We start from the raw sequence: 16132 nt of genomic DNA, 5'->3' as shown, positions 1-16132 counted from the left end.
TCCCCCTCCGAGGCTTTTCTGCAGGCAAAAAAAAAATCTGGAAATCCTCACTTTCGTGGGCCTTCCAGATTTTCAAAATCTTCTAAAAATGGTGGGTCGTGTAGGATTCGAACCTACGACCAATTGGTTAAAAGCCAACTGCTCTACCAACTGAGCTAACGACCCGCTTCGTGGTGGCGCGTATAATACTGATTTTTAAGGACTATTCAACACCCAATTTGAAAAAAATCAAAAATATGGGGTCGGATCGCCCACGCCCGCCGCTTTGAAGCCCTCGGCACGCAGGCGGCAGCTGTCGCATTTGCCGCATGCACGGCCCTGCTCATCCGCCTGATAGCAGGAAACCGTCAGTCCATAATCCACGCCCAGCTTCACACCAGCCGTGATGATTTGCGCCTTGCTGAGATTTTGCAGCGGCGCCTGGATACGAAAACCCTGGCCTTCCACCCCGGCCTTGGTCGCCAGGTTGGCCATGCGCTCGAAGGCTTCGACGAATTCCGGACGGCAGTCCGGGTAACCCGAATAATCCACGGCATTGACGCCGATAAAAATATCCCGGGCGCCCAACACTTCGGCCCAACCCAGCGCCAGAGACAGGAACACCGTATTGCGAGCCGGCACATAAGTCACCGGGATACCGTCGCTCGGGGCCTCTGGCACATCGATGGAACTGTCGGTCAAGGCCGAGCCGCCAATGCCGTTGAGGTTCAGACCGATCACCTTATGCTCCACCACGCCCAGATCACGGGCTACCCGCTCGGCGGCCTGCAGTTCAGCACGATGGCGCTGACCGTAGTCGAAGCTCATGGTGTAGCAACGATAGCCTTCGGCGCGGGCCATGGCCACGACCGTTGCCGAATCCAGGCCGCCGGACAACAGGATGACCGCACGTTTTTCCACTGTGTTCGATTGCTCTGTCATATCAGCGCCCCGGCTCGTCGTTCCAAAGATATTTATGCAGCTGCAATTGCAGGCGCACCGACAGGTTATCCGCCACCACCCAATCCGCCAGATCGCGAGCGTTCAAGTCGTGATGGCTCGGGGAAAACAATACCTCCCCCGCTCGCTGGTCGAGCCCGTACTGAATGAGCTTGGACACGGCCCAGTCGTAATCCTCACGCGAGCAGATCACGAACTTGACCTGATCGTTGCGTGTCAGCAGCTCGATGTTTTCGTAACGGTTGCGATGCGCCTCCTTGGAGCCTGGGGTTTTCAGGTCCAGGACGCGACTGACCCGCGTATCGACCGCCGAGATATCCAAAGCGCCGCTGGTTTCCAGCGAGACCTCGTAACCGGCATCACACAGCCGTTCAATCAAGGGAATGGCATTGGGTTGCGCCAGCGGCTCGCCGCCCGTGACGCAGACATAGCGCGGACGATAACCGGCCACTTGCTCGAGGATATCGTCGAGGGTTCGCAGAGTGCCGCCGCTGAAAGCGTAGGCACTGTCGCAGTATTGGCAGCGCAACGGACAGCCGGTGAGCCGCACGAATACAGTGGGCAACCCGGCCGTTCGCGTTTCACCCTGCAACGAGTAAAAAACTTCGGTGATTCTCAATGTGTCTTGCATAGTCGCCACGGGCGTAACAGCTAAACAGGCCGTCCGCCTCCGTCAGGCACTTCAAGGAACCCCGCCAACGCGCAGGCCCCAAAAAGCGTGTTTCATGAAAAGGGCGTGAATTCTAACGAAAAAACCCGCGACAAGCGCGGGTTTCTTCACAAACGGGTCGGTCTACATGCGTTGCAAGTCACGCTGAGCCAACTGAGCAGCGGATGTGCCCGGATACTGGGCCACGACTTGCTGCAGGATCCCCTTGACCTTATCGGTATGACCCAGACGACGCTCTACATCAGCAAGCTTGTACAGCGAATCCGGTACCTTGGCATGCTTTGGGTACAACTGGGAGACCTTGGCGAACGCCTGTCCGGCGCCTTGCAGGTCGCCCTTTGCCAGGTTCACTTCGCCCAGCCAGTATTGGGCATTGCCCGCGTACTGACTGTTCGGGTATTTACGCAGGAAAGCGGCGAAGGCCTGGCTGGCCTTGTCGAAATCCTTGGCCTTGATCAGGTCGAAGGCGGCATCGTAATAGAGCTTTTCCTTCGCCGGATCGGCCGGTTCGCCGCTGGCGGCAGGTGCTGCCGGAGCGGCTGCCCCTGCGCCCGCTGCGGCACCGGGGGCGTTCAAGTCGCCACCGGCTGGAGAATTCTCAGGAGTCGCGGCGGGTGCAACGCCGGTTCCTATGCGCCGATCAAGATCCTGGTAACGTTCCAGGTTCTCCTGTTTCATGCGCGATACTTCGTTTTGCAGCACTTCAATCGCGCCTTGCTGGCGTGAAATCTGATCCTGCATTTGCTGCAGTTGGTTGAACAGCTCGCCCTGTGCCGAGACAGGAGCCGAAACTCCTCCCCCGGCATAGGCGCCGTTCGTACCGTAACCCGCAGGCGGATAGCTGCCCCCGCTATTGTTATAGCCGGAATCGTTATCGACCACAGGAACCGCAGCCCACGCCATGAATGGCGCGAGGCTGAGAGCCAGAACAGTTACAGCACGACGGCACGTTCGCATGACGAATCAGTTCTTACGCAGTTCGACGCGACGGTTTTGAGCCCAGGACTGCTCGTCGTTGCCAGTGGCAACTGGACGCTCTTCGCCGTAGGAAACCAGTTCCAGCTGAGCTGGGGAAACACCTTGCAGTACCAGGTAGCGTTGAACGGCTTTCGCACGACGCTCGCCCAGTGCCATGTTGTACTCACGAGTACCACGTTCGTCGGTGTTGCCTTCCAGAACAACGCGAGCGCCGTTTGCTTTCAGGTCTTTGGCGTGAACGTCCAGAGAGCGCATGGCTTCTGGCTTCAGGTCCGAACTGTCGTATTCGAAGTAGAAGGTGGTGATTGCGCGCAGAGCAGCTTCTTCGCTCAGGGAGCCGTCAACTGCACCAGTGTTAGCGCCGTAACCAGCGTTCGGATCAACAGCGCCTTCACCGGCGTTGTCGCCGCCTTTGGACGAGCAACCTACAGCTACGGCCATGGCCAGAGCCAGCGCAGCAAATTTACCAAACTTCAGCATTTCCATCGTGAAACTCCTAATGAACCCCAGTGTGTTAAGTAAAACGTATTGCGCCGCGTCAGTTCAGGTAAGGGGACCAGGACGGTTCTCTGACTTCGCCTTGTGCGGTAGGAAGCGGGAGCCTCACGCGTCCATTGATGGACACGAGCATCAGCACTCCCCGGCCCTGCTGGCGGGTGGCGTAGATTACCATGGTGCCGTTGGGCGCAACAGTAGGCGACTCGTCCAGAGTGCTATCAGTTAGGATTTTTACGCTGCCGCGCTGCAAATCCTGAGCCGCCACCTTGAAATTAGTGAAACCATCCTGGCGATGGATCATCACCAGGGTCTTTTCATCCGCCGACAGTTTCGGGTTGGCATTGTAGTTACCGACGAAAGTCACGCGCTCGGCACCGCCGCCACCGGCACTGGTCTTGTAGATCTGTGGCTTGCCACCACGGTCGGAGGTGAAGTAGATGGTCGAGCCATCCTTGCCCCAGAACGGCTCAGTGTTGATGCCCGGGCCGTTGGTAACGCGGGAGATCGAACGAGACGCCAGATTCATCACGTAGACGTCCGGGTTACCGTCCTTGGACAGTACGAACGCCAGGCGCGAACCGTCCGGCGACCAGGACGGCGCACCGTTCAGGCCTTCGAAGTTGGTGATCTGCTCACGACGACCGGTATCGATGTGCTGCACGAAGATACGCGGACGCTTCTGCTCGAACGACACGTAGGCGATACGCTTGCCATCGGGGGCGAAACGTGGCGACAGGATCGGCTCACGGGATTGCAGCAGGGTTACCGCACGGGCGCCGTCGTAGTCAGAGCGTTGCAGCGTGTAGCGGGTGTTGTTTTCCGAGAAACGCTCGGCCGTCACATAGAGCATGCGGGTAGAGAACGCGCCCTTGATGCCGGTGAGCTTTTCGAACGACTGGTCGGAAATGTAGTGCGCCATGTCGCGCAGTTGGTCGACGCTGCCCGACACGCTTCCGGTCAGCACTTGCTGCTCGGTGGCGACGTTGAACAGGGCGTACTGCACTTGCAGGCGACCACCGGCCGGAACGATGCTGCCGACCATGATGTACTGGGCGCCCAGGGCCTTCCAGTCACGGTAGATGACTTCGCTGGCCTGGGTCGGCAGGCTGATCATGTTCTGCTTCGGAATCGGCGCGTAGTAACCCGAGTTGCGCAGGTCGTTGCCGATGATTTCCGCCATGTCGTCCGGCAGTACGCTGCCGCCCTGCCAGCCGAACGGTACGACGGCGATCGGGGTGGCCCGGTCGCTGCCGCTGGTGACCAGAATGTTCTTTTCCTCTGCCACCGCTATCCCTGCCAGGCAGCAGATAACGACAAGCATTGATCGAAGAAGGTTTCTCACAAGGCTAGATCCTCAGGTGTGAATGTCATCTTGAATGAACGATAGGGAGCGAAATCGCTCGGCTTCATTCCTTGCATTTCCGTCAATCGTCCAATGTTCTTGACCGCTGCAACCGCCGAAGCATCGAAAGGTCCGTCGCCACTGGACTTGGCCACGCTGACCGAGGCCACCGTACCGTCCGGCAACATGCCGATCTGCAAGACCACCGTCATGCCTTGGCGCGCCGAAGGTGGGCGAGCCCAGCCTTCCGCCGCCCGGGCACGAATCAGATCATCGAAACTGCCGGCGACTTCATCGCCCTGCTCATCGGCCAAGGCCTGCTGGCGCTCCGGCGTGTCGGAAAGCAAATCTGCCAGGGCCTGGGCCTTTTTCTCTTCGGCGGATTTACGCGCTGCGTCCTGGGCCTTTTTCTTGGCGGCGTCGGCGGCGGCTTTCTTCTTCGCGTCTTCGGCGATTTTCTTTTTCGCCTCGTCAGCTTCAGCTTTCTTCTTGGCGTCTTCGGCCGCTTTCTTTTTCGCGTCCTCGACGATCTTCTTCTTCGCCTCTTCAGCGGCCGCCTTCTTGGCCTCTTCTTCCGCGGCTTTCTTGGCTTCTTCTTCGGCTTTCTTCTTGGCTATATCAGCCAATTGTTTCTCTTCTGCCTTCTTGGCCTCGGCGGCTTTTTTCGCCTCATCGGCTTTCCGGGCCTCGTCAGCTTTCTTGGCCTCGTCGGCCTTCTTCGCTTCTTCGGCCTTTTGAGCAGCTTCCTCTTTCTTTTGTTCCGCGGCCTTTATCGCTTCCTGCTCGACCTTTTTCTGCTCCATCTGCTCGACTTCGGTCTGGCGTGCGGCAGATTTCTTCGCCTCACCGGCGATCTTCTGGTTGGTCTGTGTGGTGGCCTGGCTCTTGGATTTGAGCTGGTACAGGGTCGCCTGCACGATCGGTTTGGCCGGCGGCAGCTCCGGTGTCATGGAAAAACTGACGAAGAGCATGCCGAACACCAGCACATGCAAGCCAATTGCCCAAACACTGGGCCAGAAGTAGCTTTCCGAGGCGGACGGCTCTCGCTGTTGCTGCATCAGGGGGCCTCGGTGATCAAGCCAACATTACCGACCCCGGCTTTCTGCAGGCCTCCCATGGCGCCCATCACGGCACCGTAGTCGACCGTCTTGTCACCGCGGATGAAGACCTGGGTGCGCTTGCCGTTCTGGTTGCCATTATTGATGATCTTGGTCACCGCATCGGTCATCTGCGGCAAGGTCATGGCCCGGTCCTGCTGCTTCTCGGTATCGACTTCACTGCCAAGGTTCCAGTAATAGGTCTTGTCAGCCTTGATCGAAATGGTCAGTACCTGGGTGTTGTTGTCCTGCGGCAAGGCTTCGCTGGAAACCTTGGGCAGATCGACCTTCACGCCCTGGTTGAGCATGGGCGCGGTCACCATGAAGATGACCAGCAGCACCAGCATCACGTCGATGTAGGGCACCACGTTCATCTCGGCGACCGGCTTGCGCTTGTTTCGGGCTCGAGCGATTAAAGCCATCGGGAAATACCTGCTTATTCTTCGCTGGTGTGCACTTTGCGGTGCAGGATCGCCTGGAATTCATCGGCGAAGGTGTAGTAGCGGCCGATCAGCGTTTCGCTGCGCGCAGCGAAACGGTTGTAGGCGATAACGGCCGGGATGGCCGCGAACAGGCCAATGGCAGTCGCGACGAGTGCCTCGGCGATACCAGGAGCCACGGTAGCCAGGGTCGCTTGTTGGGCGGAAGCCAGGCCACGGAAGGAGTTCATGATCCCCCAGACGGTACCGAACAGACCGATGTACGGGCTGACCGAACCGACGGTGGCCAGGAATGGCAGGCTCTGTTCGAGCTTTTCTTCCTCGCGGGAAATGGCCACGCGCATGGCGCGGGCCACGCCTTCCATCACGGCTTCGGGGTCGACGCCCGGCTGCTGGCGCAAGCGGGAGAACTCCTTGAAGCCAGCGCGGAAGATCTGCTCGACGCCCGAGTCCGGATCCGGGTTGCTGCCCGCCTGGCGGTAGAGCTTGGACAGGTCGATACCGGACCAGAAGCGCTCTTCAAAGCTCTCCAGGGCACGGCGACCGGCGCGCAACAGGTTGCCACGCTGAAAAATCATGATCCATGAGGTCACCGATGCGGCTACCAGGGTCAGCATTACCAGTTGCACCACGACACTGGCATTGCTGACCAGGCTCCACATGGAGGTATGGTCGACGACGTTAGCTTCCACGCTTTATCTCCTGCTCTGAGTGTGTACCCGCGCCGCTCACGCCGGCAAAGGCCGTACGTAGAGCTTCGGGAATGGCCCGGGGTTTCAAACTATGGGTGCGCACACAGGCCACCAAAAACTGCCCTTCACAGAGCAGTGCATTATCCGTTGTCCGCCTCACTTGCTGCTTGAAGCGCAGGCTGACACGGTTCAATTCGATGACATCGGCCGTTACCAGAAGCTCATCGTCCAATCGCGCCGGCGCGTGATAACGCGCTTCGCTGGAATGCACGACGAATAACAGGTCCTCCCCTGCCAGTGCGGATTGGGCGAAACCCAGTCCCCGCAGCCGTTCGGTTCGAGCCCGTTCCATAAACTTGAGGTAATTGACGTAGTAAACGATGCCGCCGGCATCGGTGTCCTCGTAATAAACGCGACAGCGATGTGCGAACGACTCCAGCCCGTTTTGCGCGCGCATACTCTAGTGCTTACTCCTCAGGTTGCCAATCCGGCCAGGCAACTGTTTTTTCATTCTCGAGTGCATTGACGCTCCGGGCGTGATCTGGGACAGCACGAACCGCAAAAAAGTCGCTGCACGGAGGTCGGTCAATCGTCCACGGCATCGAGGAATTCGTCTACCGTCGGCATCTCACCCATTCGTGTCGGGATGTTTAAACCAAAGTGCAGATAGGCATGCCGCGTCACCACACGCCCGCGCGGGGTACGCATGATATAGCCTTGCTGGATCAGATAAGGTTCCAGCACATCCTCGATGGTATGGCGCTCTTCGCTGATGGCTGCCGCGAGGCTGTCCACGCCCACCGGCCCACCGTCGAATTTCTCGATCATGGTCAGCAGAAGGCGCCGGTCCTGATGATCGAAACCCCGTTCGTCGATGTCCAGCAGGTTCAACGCCAGGTCGGCAATCGACTTGGTGATATGACCCTTGGCGCGGACCTCGGCAAAATCCCGCACCCGGCGCAACAAACGGTTGGCGATCCGCGGCGTCCCTCGGGCGCGACGGGCCACCTCATAGGCCCCCTCCGGATCCAGCGGCAACCCGAGAATGCCCGCCGAGCGACTGACAATCGTCGCCAGGTCCGCATTGCTGTAGAACTCCAGCCGCTGGACGATGCCGAAACGGTCACGCAGCGGGTTGGTCAGCATGCCGGCTCGGGTGGTGGCGCCCACCAGGGTGAAAGGTGGCAGGTCCAGCTTGATGGAACGCGCCGCCGGCCCCTCGCCGATCATGATGTCGAGCTGAAAATCCTCCATGGCCGGGTACAGCACTTCCTCGACGATGGGCGACAGCCGGTGGATCTCGTCGATGAACAGCACGTCATGCGGCTCGAGGTTGGTCAGTAGTGCCGCCAGGTCCCCCGGTCGCTCGAGGACAGGTCCCGATGTGCTCTTGATCGACACGCCCATTTCCTGAGCGATGATGTTTGCCAGGGTGGTCTTGCCCAGGCCCGGTGGGCCGAAGATCAGGGTGTGGTCCAGCGATTCGCTGCGCCCACGGGCCGCCTGGATGAACAGTTCCATCTGCTCGCGCACGGTCGGTTGGCCGATGTAATCGGCCAGGCTGACAGGGCGAATCGCACGGTCCTGGATTTCCTCGCGGTCACGGGGGCCACCCGTGGCGGCGATCAGACGATCGGCTTCAATCACTTAAATCATCCCCTTCAGGGCGCGACGAATCATTTCCTCGCTGCTCAGGCCCTTTTCCTTGATGGCGGAAACGGCCTTGCTGGCTTCCTGCGGCTTGTAGCCCAGGGAGATCAGCGCACTGACCGCATCGCTCTCGGCACTGATGACAGGCGCGGGCGCGTCCGGCTGGTTCGGCACCAGGGCAAACATGGCCGGCACAGCCTCCCAGGCCTTGAACCGATCCTTGAGCTCGACCAGCAGGCGTTCGGCGGTTTTCTTGCCCACGCCCGGTACCTTGGTCAATGCGGAGGTGTCCTGGGACTGAACGCAACGCACCAGCTCGTCGACTTCCAGGCTCGACATCAAGGCCAGGGCCAGTTTCGGCCCCACACCATTGAGACGGATCAGTTCACGAAAAAAGTCTCGCTCGCGCTTGCCGACGAAACCGTACAGTAACTGCGCATCTTCTCGTACGACCAGATGGGTGTGCAGTGTCAGCGGCTCGCCGACCGACGGCAGACGGTACAGCGTGGTCATGGGCACTTCCAGCTCGTAGCCCAGCCCGTTTACATCCAGAATCAGGTGCGGCGGCTGCTTTTCAGCCAGAGTGCCGCGCAAGCGTCCAATCACGTTTCAGATCCTTGGGCGTTGGCCAGCCGCCGGCTGGCAAAGTGAAAACCTGGACAGAACGCCAACAATACAGGTGTTCGATGCCCAGGCTCATGAATGATTGCGCCGATGCTATCAGAGACGCAGGCGCCCGCCACGACTGCGTGCAGTCCCCAAACCGTGAGGCATGAGGCTGGACCGCGTATGCGCATGACAAATGGCAATCGCCAGAGCATCGGAAGCGTCGATCTGCGGCTTGCTGACCAATTTCAGCAAATGCATCACCATCATCTGCACCTGCTCCTTGTTCGCCGCCCCCGTTCCGACGACTGCCTGCTTGACCTGGGTAGCGGTGTACTCGGCAATTTCCAGGCTTTCCTCGGCACCGGCAACAATCGCCGCGCCCCGGGCCTGCCCCAGCTTCAGAGCCGAATCGGCGTTGCGGGCCATGAAAACCTTTTCGATGCCCATGGTGACCGGGCCGTAGGTCTGGATGACTTCGCGCACGCCGCGATAAACGATCTGCAGGCGCTCATGCAATTCACCGGCGCCGGTACGGATACAGCCGGAGGCCACGTACACGCAACCGCGTCCGGTGTCGCGAACCACGCCATAGCCAGTGATGCGCGAACCGGGATCGATGCCAAGGATTAGAGTCATAGCGCCTGCAGGTTGAAGAGAAATGGCTGAAGCCTGTGAGGAATCTGTGGGAGCGAGCCTGCTCGCGATGGCGGCCTCCCTGCAACATTTTTGCAGGCAGTTCTATCGCTATCGCGAGCAGGCTCGCTCTCACATTTGAACGTGGCGACTACAAATCATCCTAGCTGTTCAGCCACCGACTGAGGAATATCGGCGTTCGAGTAGACGTTCTGTACATCATCCAGGTCTTCAAGCATGTCGATCAGCTTGAGCACCTTTTCAGCGCCTTCCAGATCCAGTTCGGCGCTGGTGGTCGGCTGCATGACGATTTCCGCATCGGCCGGCTTGAACCCGGCAGCCTCCAGCGCGTTGCGCACGGCATAGAAACTGGCGAACGACGTGAACACGTCGAACGAGCCGTCTTCGTGGCCGACCACGTCGTCTGCGTCGGCTTCAAGGGCTGCCTCCGTCAGGGCGTCCTCATCGAGGCCTGGCGCGAAGCTGATCTGCCCCTTGCGCTCGAACAGATAGGCCACCGAACCGTCAGTGCCCAGGTTGCCGCCGCATTTGCTGAAGGCATGACGCACGGCCGCCGCGGTACGGTTCCGGTTGTCGGTCATGCATTCGACCATCACTGCCACGCCGCCCGGACCGTAACCTTCGTAGGTCAGCTCTTCAACGTTGTCAGCCTCGGTCGCACCCGCTCCCCTGGCAATGGCCCGGTCGATGATGTCGCGGCTCATGTTCGCACCCAGCGCCTTGTCCAGGGCCAGGCGCAAGCGCGGGTTGGAACCCGGATCACCGCCACCCTGGCGGGCCGCGACCGTCAGCTCACGGATCCACTTGGTAAAGATCTTGCCTCTCTTGGCATCCTGACGTTCTTTGCGGTGCTTGATGTTCGCCCACTTGGAATGACCTGCCATAACTCGCTCCGTTTTCTTGAAACATTGCCGGCCCTGCCCTTGCGCAGCCGCCGGCAATCGGAAATATCGACACCAATGAAAAGGCGCATCCGAAGATGCGCCCTCAGGTGCCAGCCTTACTCAGCCTTTGGCTGTTCACGCAGGCGAATGTGCAGCTCGCGCAGAGCCTTGGCATCCACCTCACCCGGCGCCTGGGTCATGACATCGGCCGCGCTCTGGGTTTTAGGGAACGCGATCACTTCACGGATCGACTGGGCGCCGGTCATCAGCATCACCAGGCGGTCCAGGCCGAAGGCCAGGCCACCGTGGGGCGGTGCACCGTACTTCAGCGCATCGAGCAGGAAGCCGAATTTCTCTTCCTGTTCCGCTTCGTCGATACCCAGCAGACGGAAGACCGCCTGTTGCATTTCCTTGCGATGGATACGGATCGAACCGCCACCCAGCTCGGTGCCGTTCAGGACCATGTCGTATGCACGGGACAAGGCAGTCGCCGGACTGGCTTCCAGCTCTTCAGGCGAGCATTTGGGTGCGGTGAACGGGTGGTGCAGCGCGGAGAAGCTGCCGTCGTCATTTTCTTCGAACATCGGGAAGTCAACGACCCACATCGGCGCCCACTCGCAGGTCAACAGCTCCAGATCATGACCGACCTTGATACGCAGCGCGCCCAAGGCTTCGCTGACGATCTTGGCCTTGTCGGCACCGAAGAACACGATGTCGCCATCGACCGCGCCGACGCGATCGAGGATCACGTTCAGGTTGGCTTCGGGGATGTTCTTGACGATCGGCGACTGCAAGCCTTCGACGCCTTTGGCGCGCTCGTTGACCTTGATGTACGCCAGGCCCTTGGCACCGTAGATGCCGACGAACTTGGTGTAGTCGTCGATCTTGCTGCGCGGCATGCTTGCCCCACCCGGCACGCGCAAGGCGGCCACGCGGCTTTTCGGATCGTTGGCCGGGCCGCTGAATACCTTGAATTCGACTTCCTTGAGCTGGTCGGCCACGTCCACCAGTTCCAGCGGAATACGCAGGTCCGGCTTGTCGGAACCATAGCGGCGCATGGCCTCCTCGAAGGTCATGTGCGGGAACTCACCGAATTCCAGGCCCAGCACTTCCTTGAACAGGTTGCGGATCATGCCCTCGGTCAGGCCCATGATGTCTTTTTCGTCGAGGAAGCTGGTCTCGATGTCGATCTGAGTGAACTCAGGCTGACGGTCGGCACGCAGGTCTTCGTCGCGGAAGCACTTGGCGATCTGGTAGTAACGGTCGAAGCCAGCCACCATCAGCAATTGCTTGAACAGCTGCGGCGATTGCGGCAAGGCGAAGAAGCTGCCGGGGTGGGTACGGCTCGGCACCAGGTAGTCACGGGCGCCTTCCGGCGTGGCGCGGGTCAGGATCGGCGTTTCGACGTCGAGGAAGCCGTTCTCGTCCAGGTAGCGGCGGATGCTGGTGGTCATGCGCGAACGCAGACGCAGCTTCTCGGCCATTTCCGGACGACGCAGGTCGATGAAGCGATAGCGCAGGCGGGTTTCCTCGCCTACGTCGGAATATTCGTTGAGCGGGAACGGCGGGGTTTCCGCTTCGTTGAGCACCTGCAACTCATAGCCCAGCACTTCGATCATGCCGGACGCCATGTTGGCGTTGCCAGCGCCAGCCGGGCGCAGACGCACCTTGCCGGTGATCTTGACGACGTACTCACTGCGCACGCGGTCGGCCGTGGCGAAGGTTTCAGCGCGGTCCGGGTCGAACACCACCTGGGCCAGGCCTTCACGATCACGGATATCGAGGAAAATCACCCCGCCATGGTCACGGCGACGATGGACCCATCCGCAAAGAGTAACTTCCTGACCTTCCAGGCTTTCGTTCAGTTGGCCGCAATAATGGCTGCGCATCATGGTAGTGGTTTCACTTCTCGTAATTCGACATTCGGTTGGAGGCCCTGCCCGTGCAGGGACCCGCGCGTGTTCAACTCAGTCAGCTTTGTCGCCACCGGCCAGGTTCTTCTTGGCGCCGGTCTTGAAGTCGGTTTCATACCAGCCAGTGCCGCCAAGGCGAAACCCCGGCATGGACAGCATCTTTTTCAGTTCCGGCGCCTGGCAGGCAGGGCAGTCGACCAGCGGTGCCTCGCTGATCTTTTGAATGACTTCCATCTGATGACCACAGGAAGCACATTGATAGTCGTACATCGGCATGGGAGGTTGTCTCGGCGATCAGGTTACTCACGCAAAAGCTGGGCTTTGCGGCAAAGAGCGGGATTATATCCATTAAATGCAGCCTGTGCAGCCGTAGGGGGTGTTCCCGATTCGTTTTCCTGGAAAGGGCAAACGTATCGGGAACACCCCCGCAAGCATTCATCTGCTTTCCTGCTCAGTCACCAGCGGGCGGCGTACCACGCCAGTGGCGTTCTACAACCTCCATCCCTGCCTCCTTCAGGCTGTGTACGACGCAGACCACACGCACCAACCCGCTGAAGTTGCGCACTCCGCCATGACGCAGGTGCACCTCCCTGTCCACGTGGGATAACAGGGTACTGATCGAGCAATTGTTGAGCTGCGCCATATCCCGGAGGATGTCCCAGTAGACCTGCTCCAGCCGCAGGCAGGTGGCGAATCCGTTCAGGCGGATGGAGCGGGACAGAGGCCGGGCCAGCTGCATGTCGAAGCCGCTGACGAACGGGTCGACATGAATGGCCTGGTAGCGCCCCTGCGCACCCTCCCTGGTTTCTTTTCCTTGAATCATACCGCTGACACTCCTTTGCCATACGAACCTCTCAGTCACAACAATCAATCTGTCAGCCCATGGAAGCTCAATGGGGGTCGTAAGATCCAGATGACTTTATGACCATCAACGTAGGACAAGCCAACAGCAAGCCGGCGAGGATTTACGTCGTCCTACACACGATGGGTTACCCCAGAGGAAGCCTGTCGACTGATCGAAAAGCCTGATACGAAGGAAACCAGCAGCCACCCCAGGCGGACGATGATGCCGAGCAGCACATCATCGCCCGCGCAACGCTCACCGTTCGTCCAGCAGCGAACGCAACATCCACGCCGTTTTTTCATGCACCTGCATACGCTGGGTCAACAGATCGGCGGTAGGCTCGTCGCTGACCTTGTCCAGCAAAGGGAAAATACCGCGAGCGGTGCGTGTCACTGCTTCCTGGCCCTCCACCAATTGCCGGATCATGTCTTCGGCGCTCGGCACGCCCTCCTCCTCCTTGATGGACGACAGGCGCGCATACACGGAATAGGCTCCCGGCGCGGGAAAGCCGAGGGCACGGATTCGCTCGGCAATGAGATCCACCGCCAGCGCCAGCTCGTTGTATTGCTCCTCGAACATCAAATGCAGGGTCCGGAACATGGGGCCCGTGACGTTCCAGTGAAAATTGTGAGTCTTCAGATACAACACATAGGTGTCCGATAGCAGACGTGACAGTCCGTCGACAATGGATTTGCGATCTTCTTCACTGATACCGATATCTATTGCCATGTTGATTGATCTCCTGACGGGATAAATAGAACAGCTGTTCTGTCACTTTAGCGGGTGTTACCGCCCGCCCCCTGCGACAAATCGCCTGCACTCCCTGAACTGACACGCCGGGGTACCGGGAAATTCAACGCCCTTTGACAGAGACCTTCAAGAACCCGCCCGGCTTTCGGGCCGACGAACAGCGCAGCCCCCGCCCGCAACGAGTTTGAGAAGGCCCCGGCTTTACTGTTAAATAGGCAGTGTGTCGCCACGCTTATTTTCCCGGGTGTGGCGCATAGGCTGATTCGGGTACGTGTCCAACGCCTCTCATCGTTCCGAAGCGAACCGTCCCCGAGCAGCTCTTCCTTGTGATCTGTCTAAACCGTGAGCCAATCAAAATGTTGAAAATCGTCCACTTGCTAATGGGCGCAGCTGCCTTGCTGCTGTCCTTCATTCCTAGCCTGGGTTCCGAAGCCACACCCTACCTGCAACACCCTGACGCGCTTTACCTGGCCTTTTTCGGCCTGCTCAACCTGATCCTCGCACCTGTCATCCCCCACTGGCACAAAGGTCCACGCCATCAACTGCAAAACCTGGTCAGTGCATTGCTGGTACTGGCCGTCGCCCTGCAAACCCTGAGCCTGCTCGCGCCTCTGCCGGAAATCGCCGGTCATCCGGCTATTCTGTTCAGCCTCACCGCGGCGCTGCTCGCGGTGGCATTGCAACTGGCCGTCAGCTTCTACAAGAAGTCGTCGCCGGCTGCCGCGCCACAGCATTACGACATGTCGAACCGCGATACCGGCACTGTTAAATGGTTCAACACCTCCAAGGGGTTCGGCTTTATTTCCCGTGACTCCGGCGATGATATCTTCGTGCATTTCCGGGCCATTCGTGGCGAAGGTCACCGCGTACTGGTCGAGGGCCAGCGCGTGGAGTTCTCCGTGATGCACCGCGACAAGGGCCTGCAGGCCGAAGATGTGATCGCAGCGTTACCGCGCCGCTGATTCCAGGCGTAAAAAAACCGCGATGCAGCCTGGCTGCTCGCGGTTTTTTTTGCCTGCCATCCGGCCGGATCATCAATAGTGGGGCGGCGGGGCCTCTTCTTCGACGGATTCGAATTGCCCGGCCATTTCTTCCTGTCGCTTGAGCAAGGCCGCCATCTGCAGTTGCAGCCGCTCGACCACCCGCTGCTGCTCCACCAGCACATCGTTCAATGCCTGGATAGTGTCATCCTGAAATGCCAGGCGAGTTTCCAGATCGGTCACACGCTCTTCAAGATTCATGGTTCAGCCCTCCATAAACTTGAAATCATCGGTCAGAGCCACCCGCAAGCGTTCACGGATAGCGATCACCTGTTCTGCATTATAGGGCCGCGCCGGGTGCTTGCCCCAGACTGGCGCCGGCCAGGCCGCATCATCCTTTTTTCGCACGATAACATGCATGTGCAACTGGCTGACGACATTACCCAGCGTCGCCACATTCAGTTTGTCGGCGTCAAAGCAATCCTTGAGAGTTTCAGCCAACCCCGTCGTCTCTTTCCACAGTTGCCGCTGATCAGTGTCATTCAACTGAAATAATTCACTGATATTTTCCCGTCGCGGCACGAGGATGAACCACGGGTAATTCGAATCGTTGGACAAAAGCAGCCGGCACAGTGGGAAATCGCCGATGGGCACCGTGTCTTGTTGCAATTGTGGATCTAAGGCAAACACCGCACGTACTCCTCGCTCGTTATCGATTCCGTCCGGTTCCACGAGGCCAGGAGCCCCGGGTAGGACATATATTCGCAGCATACCCGCGAATGGCGGAACGTTCACCGCGTAACAACCGGCTATCATGCACTGCTTGAAGAATTGCACGTCCGATCGCCCGACAGCACCAAACCAGTGCATCAGCACCCAAAAAACACAGGAGAGCGCTTCATGAACCTTCCAAGCGCCGATCTTGAGCGATTTCATTGATTTTTTTTTGCACCAAAACCGCACAATGCGTCTACGCTCAGTGCACATAGCATCCGGGATCTACTCACCGACGGGGTGAACCGGTAACGTTTTTTGTTGTCGCGAGGAGTTTGTAGACCTGAAACACGAGAGCACCTCGGTAGTCAACCCTATTTAAAACAAGGCTTTTGGGGCCCGTTTTCATGAGGTTTCACGGCACCGAGACGCAAAATGTGAAAAAAATGTAAATGAAATTTGGATTTGTGCACGCTTG

At 59.1% G+C, this 16132-nt stretch carries 20 protein-coding genes and 1 tRNA gene; 1 reads left to right on the top strand and 20 read right to left on the bottom strand.

Annotated elements, in window-relative coordinates; genetic code table 11:
• Positions 1 to 89 precede the first annotated feature (89 nt).
• The 18 genes from AD666_RS01885 to AD666_RS01800 all read right to left on the bottom strand — a co-directional run bounded on the left by AD666_RS01885 (position 90) and on the right by AD666_RS01800 (position 13939).
• Positions 90 to 165 (bottom strand) — tRNA-Lys (locus AD666_RS01885).
• 63 nt (positions 166 to 228) lie between these two features.
• The gene (gene queC, locus AD666_RS01880; protein ID WP_053146995.1) at positions 229 to 921 is read right to left on the bottom strand and encodes a 7-cyano-7-deazaguanine synthase QueC; all 693 of its coding nucleotides are present in this window, start codon (positions 919 to 921) and stop codon (positions 229 to 231) included.
• A 1-nt stretch (position 922) separates the two neighbouring features.
• The gene (gene queE / locus AD666_RS01875) at positions 923 to 1570 is read right to left on the bottom strand and encodes a 7-carboxy-7-deazaguanine synthase QueE (protein ID WP_053146993.1); all 648 of its coding nucleotides are present in this window, start codon (positions 1568 to 1570) and stop codon (positions 923 to 925) included.
• Between the two features lie 162 nt (positions 1571 to 1732).
• A complete protein-coding gene (ybgF, locus tag AD666_RS01870) occupies positions 1733 to 2566 on the bottom strand; it encodes a tol-pal system protein YbgF (RefSeq protein ID WP_053146991.1) in 834 nt (277 codons plus the stop codon).
• Between the two features lie 6 nt (positions 2567 to 2572).
• Positions 2573 to 3073, bottom strand: coding sequence for a peptidoglycan-associated lipoprotein Pal (gene pal, locus AD666_RS01865; protein ID WP_053146989.1), 501 nt, complete (start codon positions 3071 to 3073; stop codon positions 2573 to 2575).
• Positions 3074 to 3125: 52 nt separating this feature from the next.
• A complete protein-coding gene (gene tolB, locus AD666_RS01860; protein WP_082339636.1) occupies positions 3126 to 4427 on the bottom strand; it encodes a Tol-Pal system beta propeller repeat protein TolB in 1302 nt (433 codons plus the stop codon).
• Positions 4424 to 5485 (bottom strand): cell envelope integrity protein TolA, encoded by a 1062-nt coding sequence (gene tolA / locus AD666_RS01855; protein ID WP_053146984.1) that lies wholly within the window; start codon positions 5483 to 5485, stop codon positions 4424 to 4426. Before tolA ends, tolB begins: the two co-directional genes overlap by 4 nt.
• Positions 5485 to 5937: a protein TolR gene (gene tolR, locus AD666_RS01850; protein ID WP_172679583.1), complete on the bottom strand. Its 453-nt coding sequence runs from the start codon at positions 5935 to 5937 to the stop codon at positions 5485 to 5487. The genes tolA and tolR overlap by 1 nt, the downstream gene beginning before the upstream one ends.
• 23 nt (positions 5938 to 5960) lie before the next feature.
• The gene (gene tolQ, locus AD666_RS01845) at positions 5961 to 6656 is read right to left on the bottom strand and encodes a protein TolQ (RefSeq protein WP_053146980.1); all 696 of its coding nucleotides are present in this window, start codon (positions 6654 to 6656) and stop codon (positions 5961 to 5963) included.
• Entirely contained in the window at positions 6646 to 7113 is a 468-nt protein-coding gene (ybgC, locus tag AD666_RS01840) for a tol-pal system-associated acyl-CoA thioesterase (RefSeq protein ID WP_053146978.1), read from the bottom strand. Before ybgC ends, tolQ begins: the two co-directional genes overlap by 11 nt.
• A gap of 128 nt (positions 7114 to 7241) precedes the next feature.
• Positions 7242 to 8303, bottom strand: coding sequence for a Holliday junction branch migration DNA helicase RuvB (gene ruvB / locus AD666_RS01835; protein WP_053146976.1), 1062 nt, complete (start codon positions 8301 to 8303; stop codon positions 7242 to 7244).
• Entirely contained in the window at positions 8304 to 8912 is a 609-nt protein-coding gene (gene ruvA / locus AD666_RS01830) for a Holliday junction branch migration protein RuvA (protein ID WP_053146974.1), read from the bottom strand. It lies immediately after the preceding gene.
• A 114-nt stretch (positions 8913 to 9026) separates the two neighbouring features.
• Positions 9027 to 9551, bottom strand: a complete 525-nt coding sequence (gene ruvC / locus AD666_RS01825) for a crossover junction endodeoxyribonuclease RuvC (protein WP_053146972.1) — start codon at positions 9549 to 9551, stop codon at positions 9027 to 9029.
• Between the two features lie 155 nt (positions 9552 to 9706).
• Positions 9707 to 10453 carry a YebC/PmpR family DNA-binding transcriptional regulator gene (locus AD666_RS01820; RefSeq protein ID WP_053146970.1) on the bottom strand — a complete coding sequence of 249 codons (747 nt, stop codon included), beginning with the start codon at positions 10451 to 10453 and terminating at the stop codon, positions 9707 to 9709.
• 116 nt (positions 10454 to 10569) lie between these two features.
• The gene (aspS, locus tag AD666_RS01815) at positions 10570 to 12345 is read right to left on the bottom strand and encodes an aspartate--tRNA ligase (protein ID WP_053146967.1); all 1776 of its coding nucleotides are present in this window, start codon (positions 12343 to 12345) and stop codon (positions 10570 to 10572) included.
• A 75-nt stretch (positions 12346 to 12420) separates the two neighbouring features.
• Positions 12421 to 12642 (bottom strand): FmdB family zinc ribbon protein, encoded by a 222-nt coding sequence (locus AD666_RS01810; protein ID WP_042728755.1) that lies wholly within the window; start codon positions 12640 to 12642, stop codon positions 12421 to 12423.
• A 175-nt stretch (positions 12643 to 12817) separates the two neighbouring features.
• Positions 12818 to 13189 (bottom strand): ribbon-helix-helix domain-containing protein, encoded by a 372-nt coding sequence (locus AD666_RS01805; RefSeq protein ID WP_053146966.1) that lies wholly within the window; start codon positions 13187 to 13189, stop codon positions 12818 to 12820.
• Positions 13190 to 13465: 276 nt separating this feature from the next.
• Positions 13466 to 13939, bottom strand: a complete 474-nt coding sequence (locus tag AD666_RS01800) for a Dps family protein (RefSeq protein WP_053146964.1) — start codon at positions 13937 to 13939, stop codon at positions 13466 to 13468.
• A 377-nt stretch (positions 13940 to 14316) separates the two neighbouring features.
• Here AD666_RS01800 and AD666_RS26895 point away from each other — a divergent pair, with 377 nt between their 5' ends.
• Complete coding sequence (locus AD666_RS26895) at positions 14317 to 14922, top strand: cold-shock protein (RefSeq protein WP_053146962.1); 606 nt, start codon at positions 14317 to 14319, stop codon at positions 14920 to 14922.
• Positions 14923 to 14994: 72 nt separating this feature from the next.
• On the opposite strand, the gene AD666_RS01790 is transcribed toward AD666_RS26895, so the two are convergent.
• Both AD666_RS01790 and AD666_RS01785 read right to left on the bottom strand, forming a co-directional pair.
• Positions 14995 to 15201: a SlyX family protein gene (locus AD666_RS01790; RefSeq protein WP_053146960.1), complete on the bottom strand. Its 207-nt coding sequence runs from the start codon at positions 15199 to 15201 to the stop codon at positions 14995 to 14997.
• A gap of 3 nt (positions 15202 to 15204) precedes the next feature.
• Complete coding sequence (locus AD666_RS01785; RefSeq protein WP_053147435.1) at positions 15205 to 15630, bottom strand: HIT domain-containing protein; 426 nt, start codon at positions 15628 to 15630, stop codon at positions 15205 to 15207.
• Positions 15631 to 16132 lie beyond the last annotated feature (502 nt).

It is taken from the genome of Pseudomonas sp. Pf153, from assembly GCF_001269775.1.
Lineage (GTDB): Bacteria > Pseudomonadota > Gammaproteobacteria > Pseudomonadales > Pseudomonadaceae > Aquipseudomonas > Aquipseudomonas uvaldensis.
The sequence above is the reverse complement of the archived record's forward strand: the minus strand, read 5'-3'. Positions and strand labels throughout refer to the sequence as shown.

What these genes read in the sequence shown, in the direction of transcription:
- AD666_RS01800 (WP_053146964.1), bottom strand. Translation starts at nt 13,939, where the DNA reads ATGGCAATAGATATCGGTATCAGTGAAGAAGATCGCAAATCCATTGTC.
- AD666_RS01790 (WP_053146960.1), bottom strand. Translation starts at nt 15,201, where the DNA reads ATGAATCTTGAAGAGCGTGTGACCGATCTGGAAACTCGCCTGGCATTT.
- AD666_RS01805 (WP_053146966.1), bottom strand. Translation starts at nt 13,189, where the DNA reads ATGATTCAAGGAAAAGAAACCAGGGAGGGTGCGCAGGGGCGCTACCAG.
- pal (WP_053146989.1), bottom strand. Translation starts at nt 3,073, where the DNA reads ATGGAAATGCTGAAGTTTGGTAAATTTGCTGCGCTGGCTCTGGCCATG.
- ybgF (WP_053146991.1), bottom strand. Translation starts at nt 2,566, where the DNA reads ATGCGAACGTGCCGTCGTGCTGTAACTGTTCTGGCTCTCAGCCTCGCG.
- ybgC (WP_053146978.1), bottom strand. Translation starts at nt 7,113, where the DNA reads ATGCGCGCGCAAAACGGGCTGGAGTCGTTCGCACATCGCTGTCGCGTT.
- AD666_RS26895 (WP_053146962.1), top strand. Translation starts at nt 14,317, where the DNA reads ATGTTGAAAATCGTCCACTTGCTAATGGGCGCAGCTGCCTTGCTGCTG.
- queE (WP_053146993.1), bottom strand. Translation starts at nt 1,570, where the DNA reads ATGCAAGACACATTGAGAATCACCGAAGTTTTTTACTCGTTGCAGGGT.
- AD666_RS01820 (WP_053146970.1), bottom strand. Translation starts at nt 10,453, where the DNA reads ATGGCAGGTCATTCCAAGTGGGCGAACATCAAGCACCGCAAAGAACGT.
- tolA (WP_053146984.1), bottom strand. Translation starts at nt 5,485, where the DNA reads ATGCAGCAACAGCGAGAGCCGTCCGCCTCGGAAAGCTACTTCTGGCCC.
- ruvC (WP_053146972.1), bottom strand. Translation starts at nt 9,551, where the DNA reads ATGACTCTAATCCTTGGCATCGATCCCGGTTCGCGCATCACTGGCTAT.
- aspS (WP_053146967.1), bottom strand. Translation starts at nt 12,345, where the DNA reads ATGATGCGCAGCCATTATTGCGGCCAACTGAACGAAAGCCTGGAAGGT.
- AD666_RS01810 (WP_042728755.1), bottom strand. Translation starts at nt 12,642, where the DNA reads ATGCCGATGTACGACTATCAATGTGCTTCCTGTGGTCATCAGATGGAA.
- queC (WP_053146995.1), bottom strand. Translation starts at nt 921, where the DNA reads ATGACAGAGCAATCGAACACAGTGGAAAAACGTGCGGTCATCCTGTTG.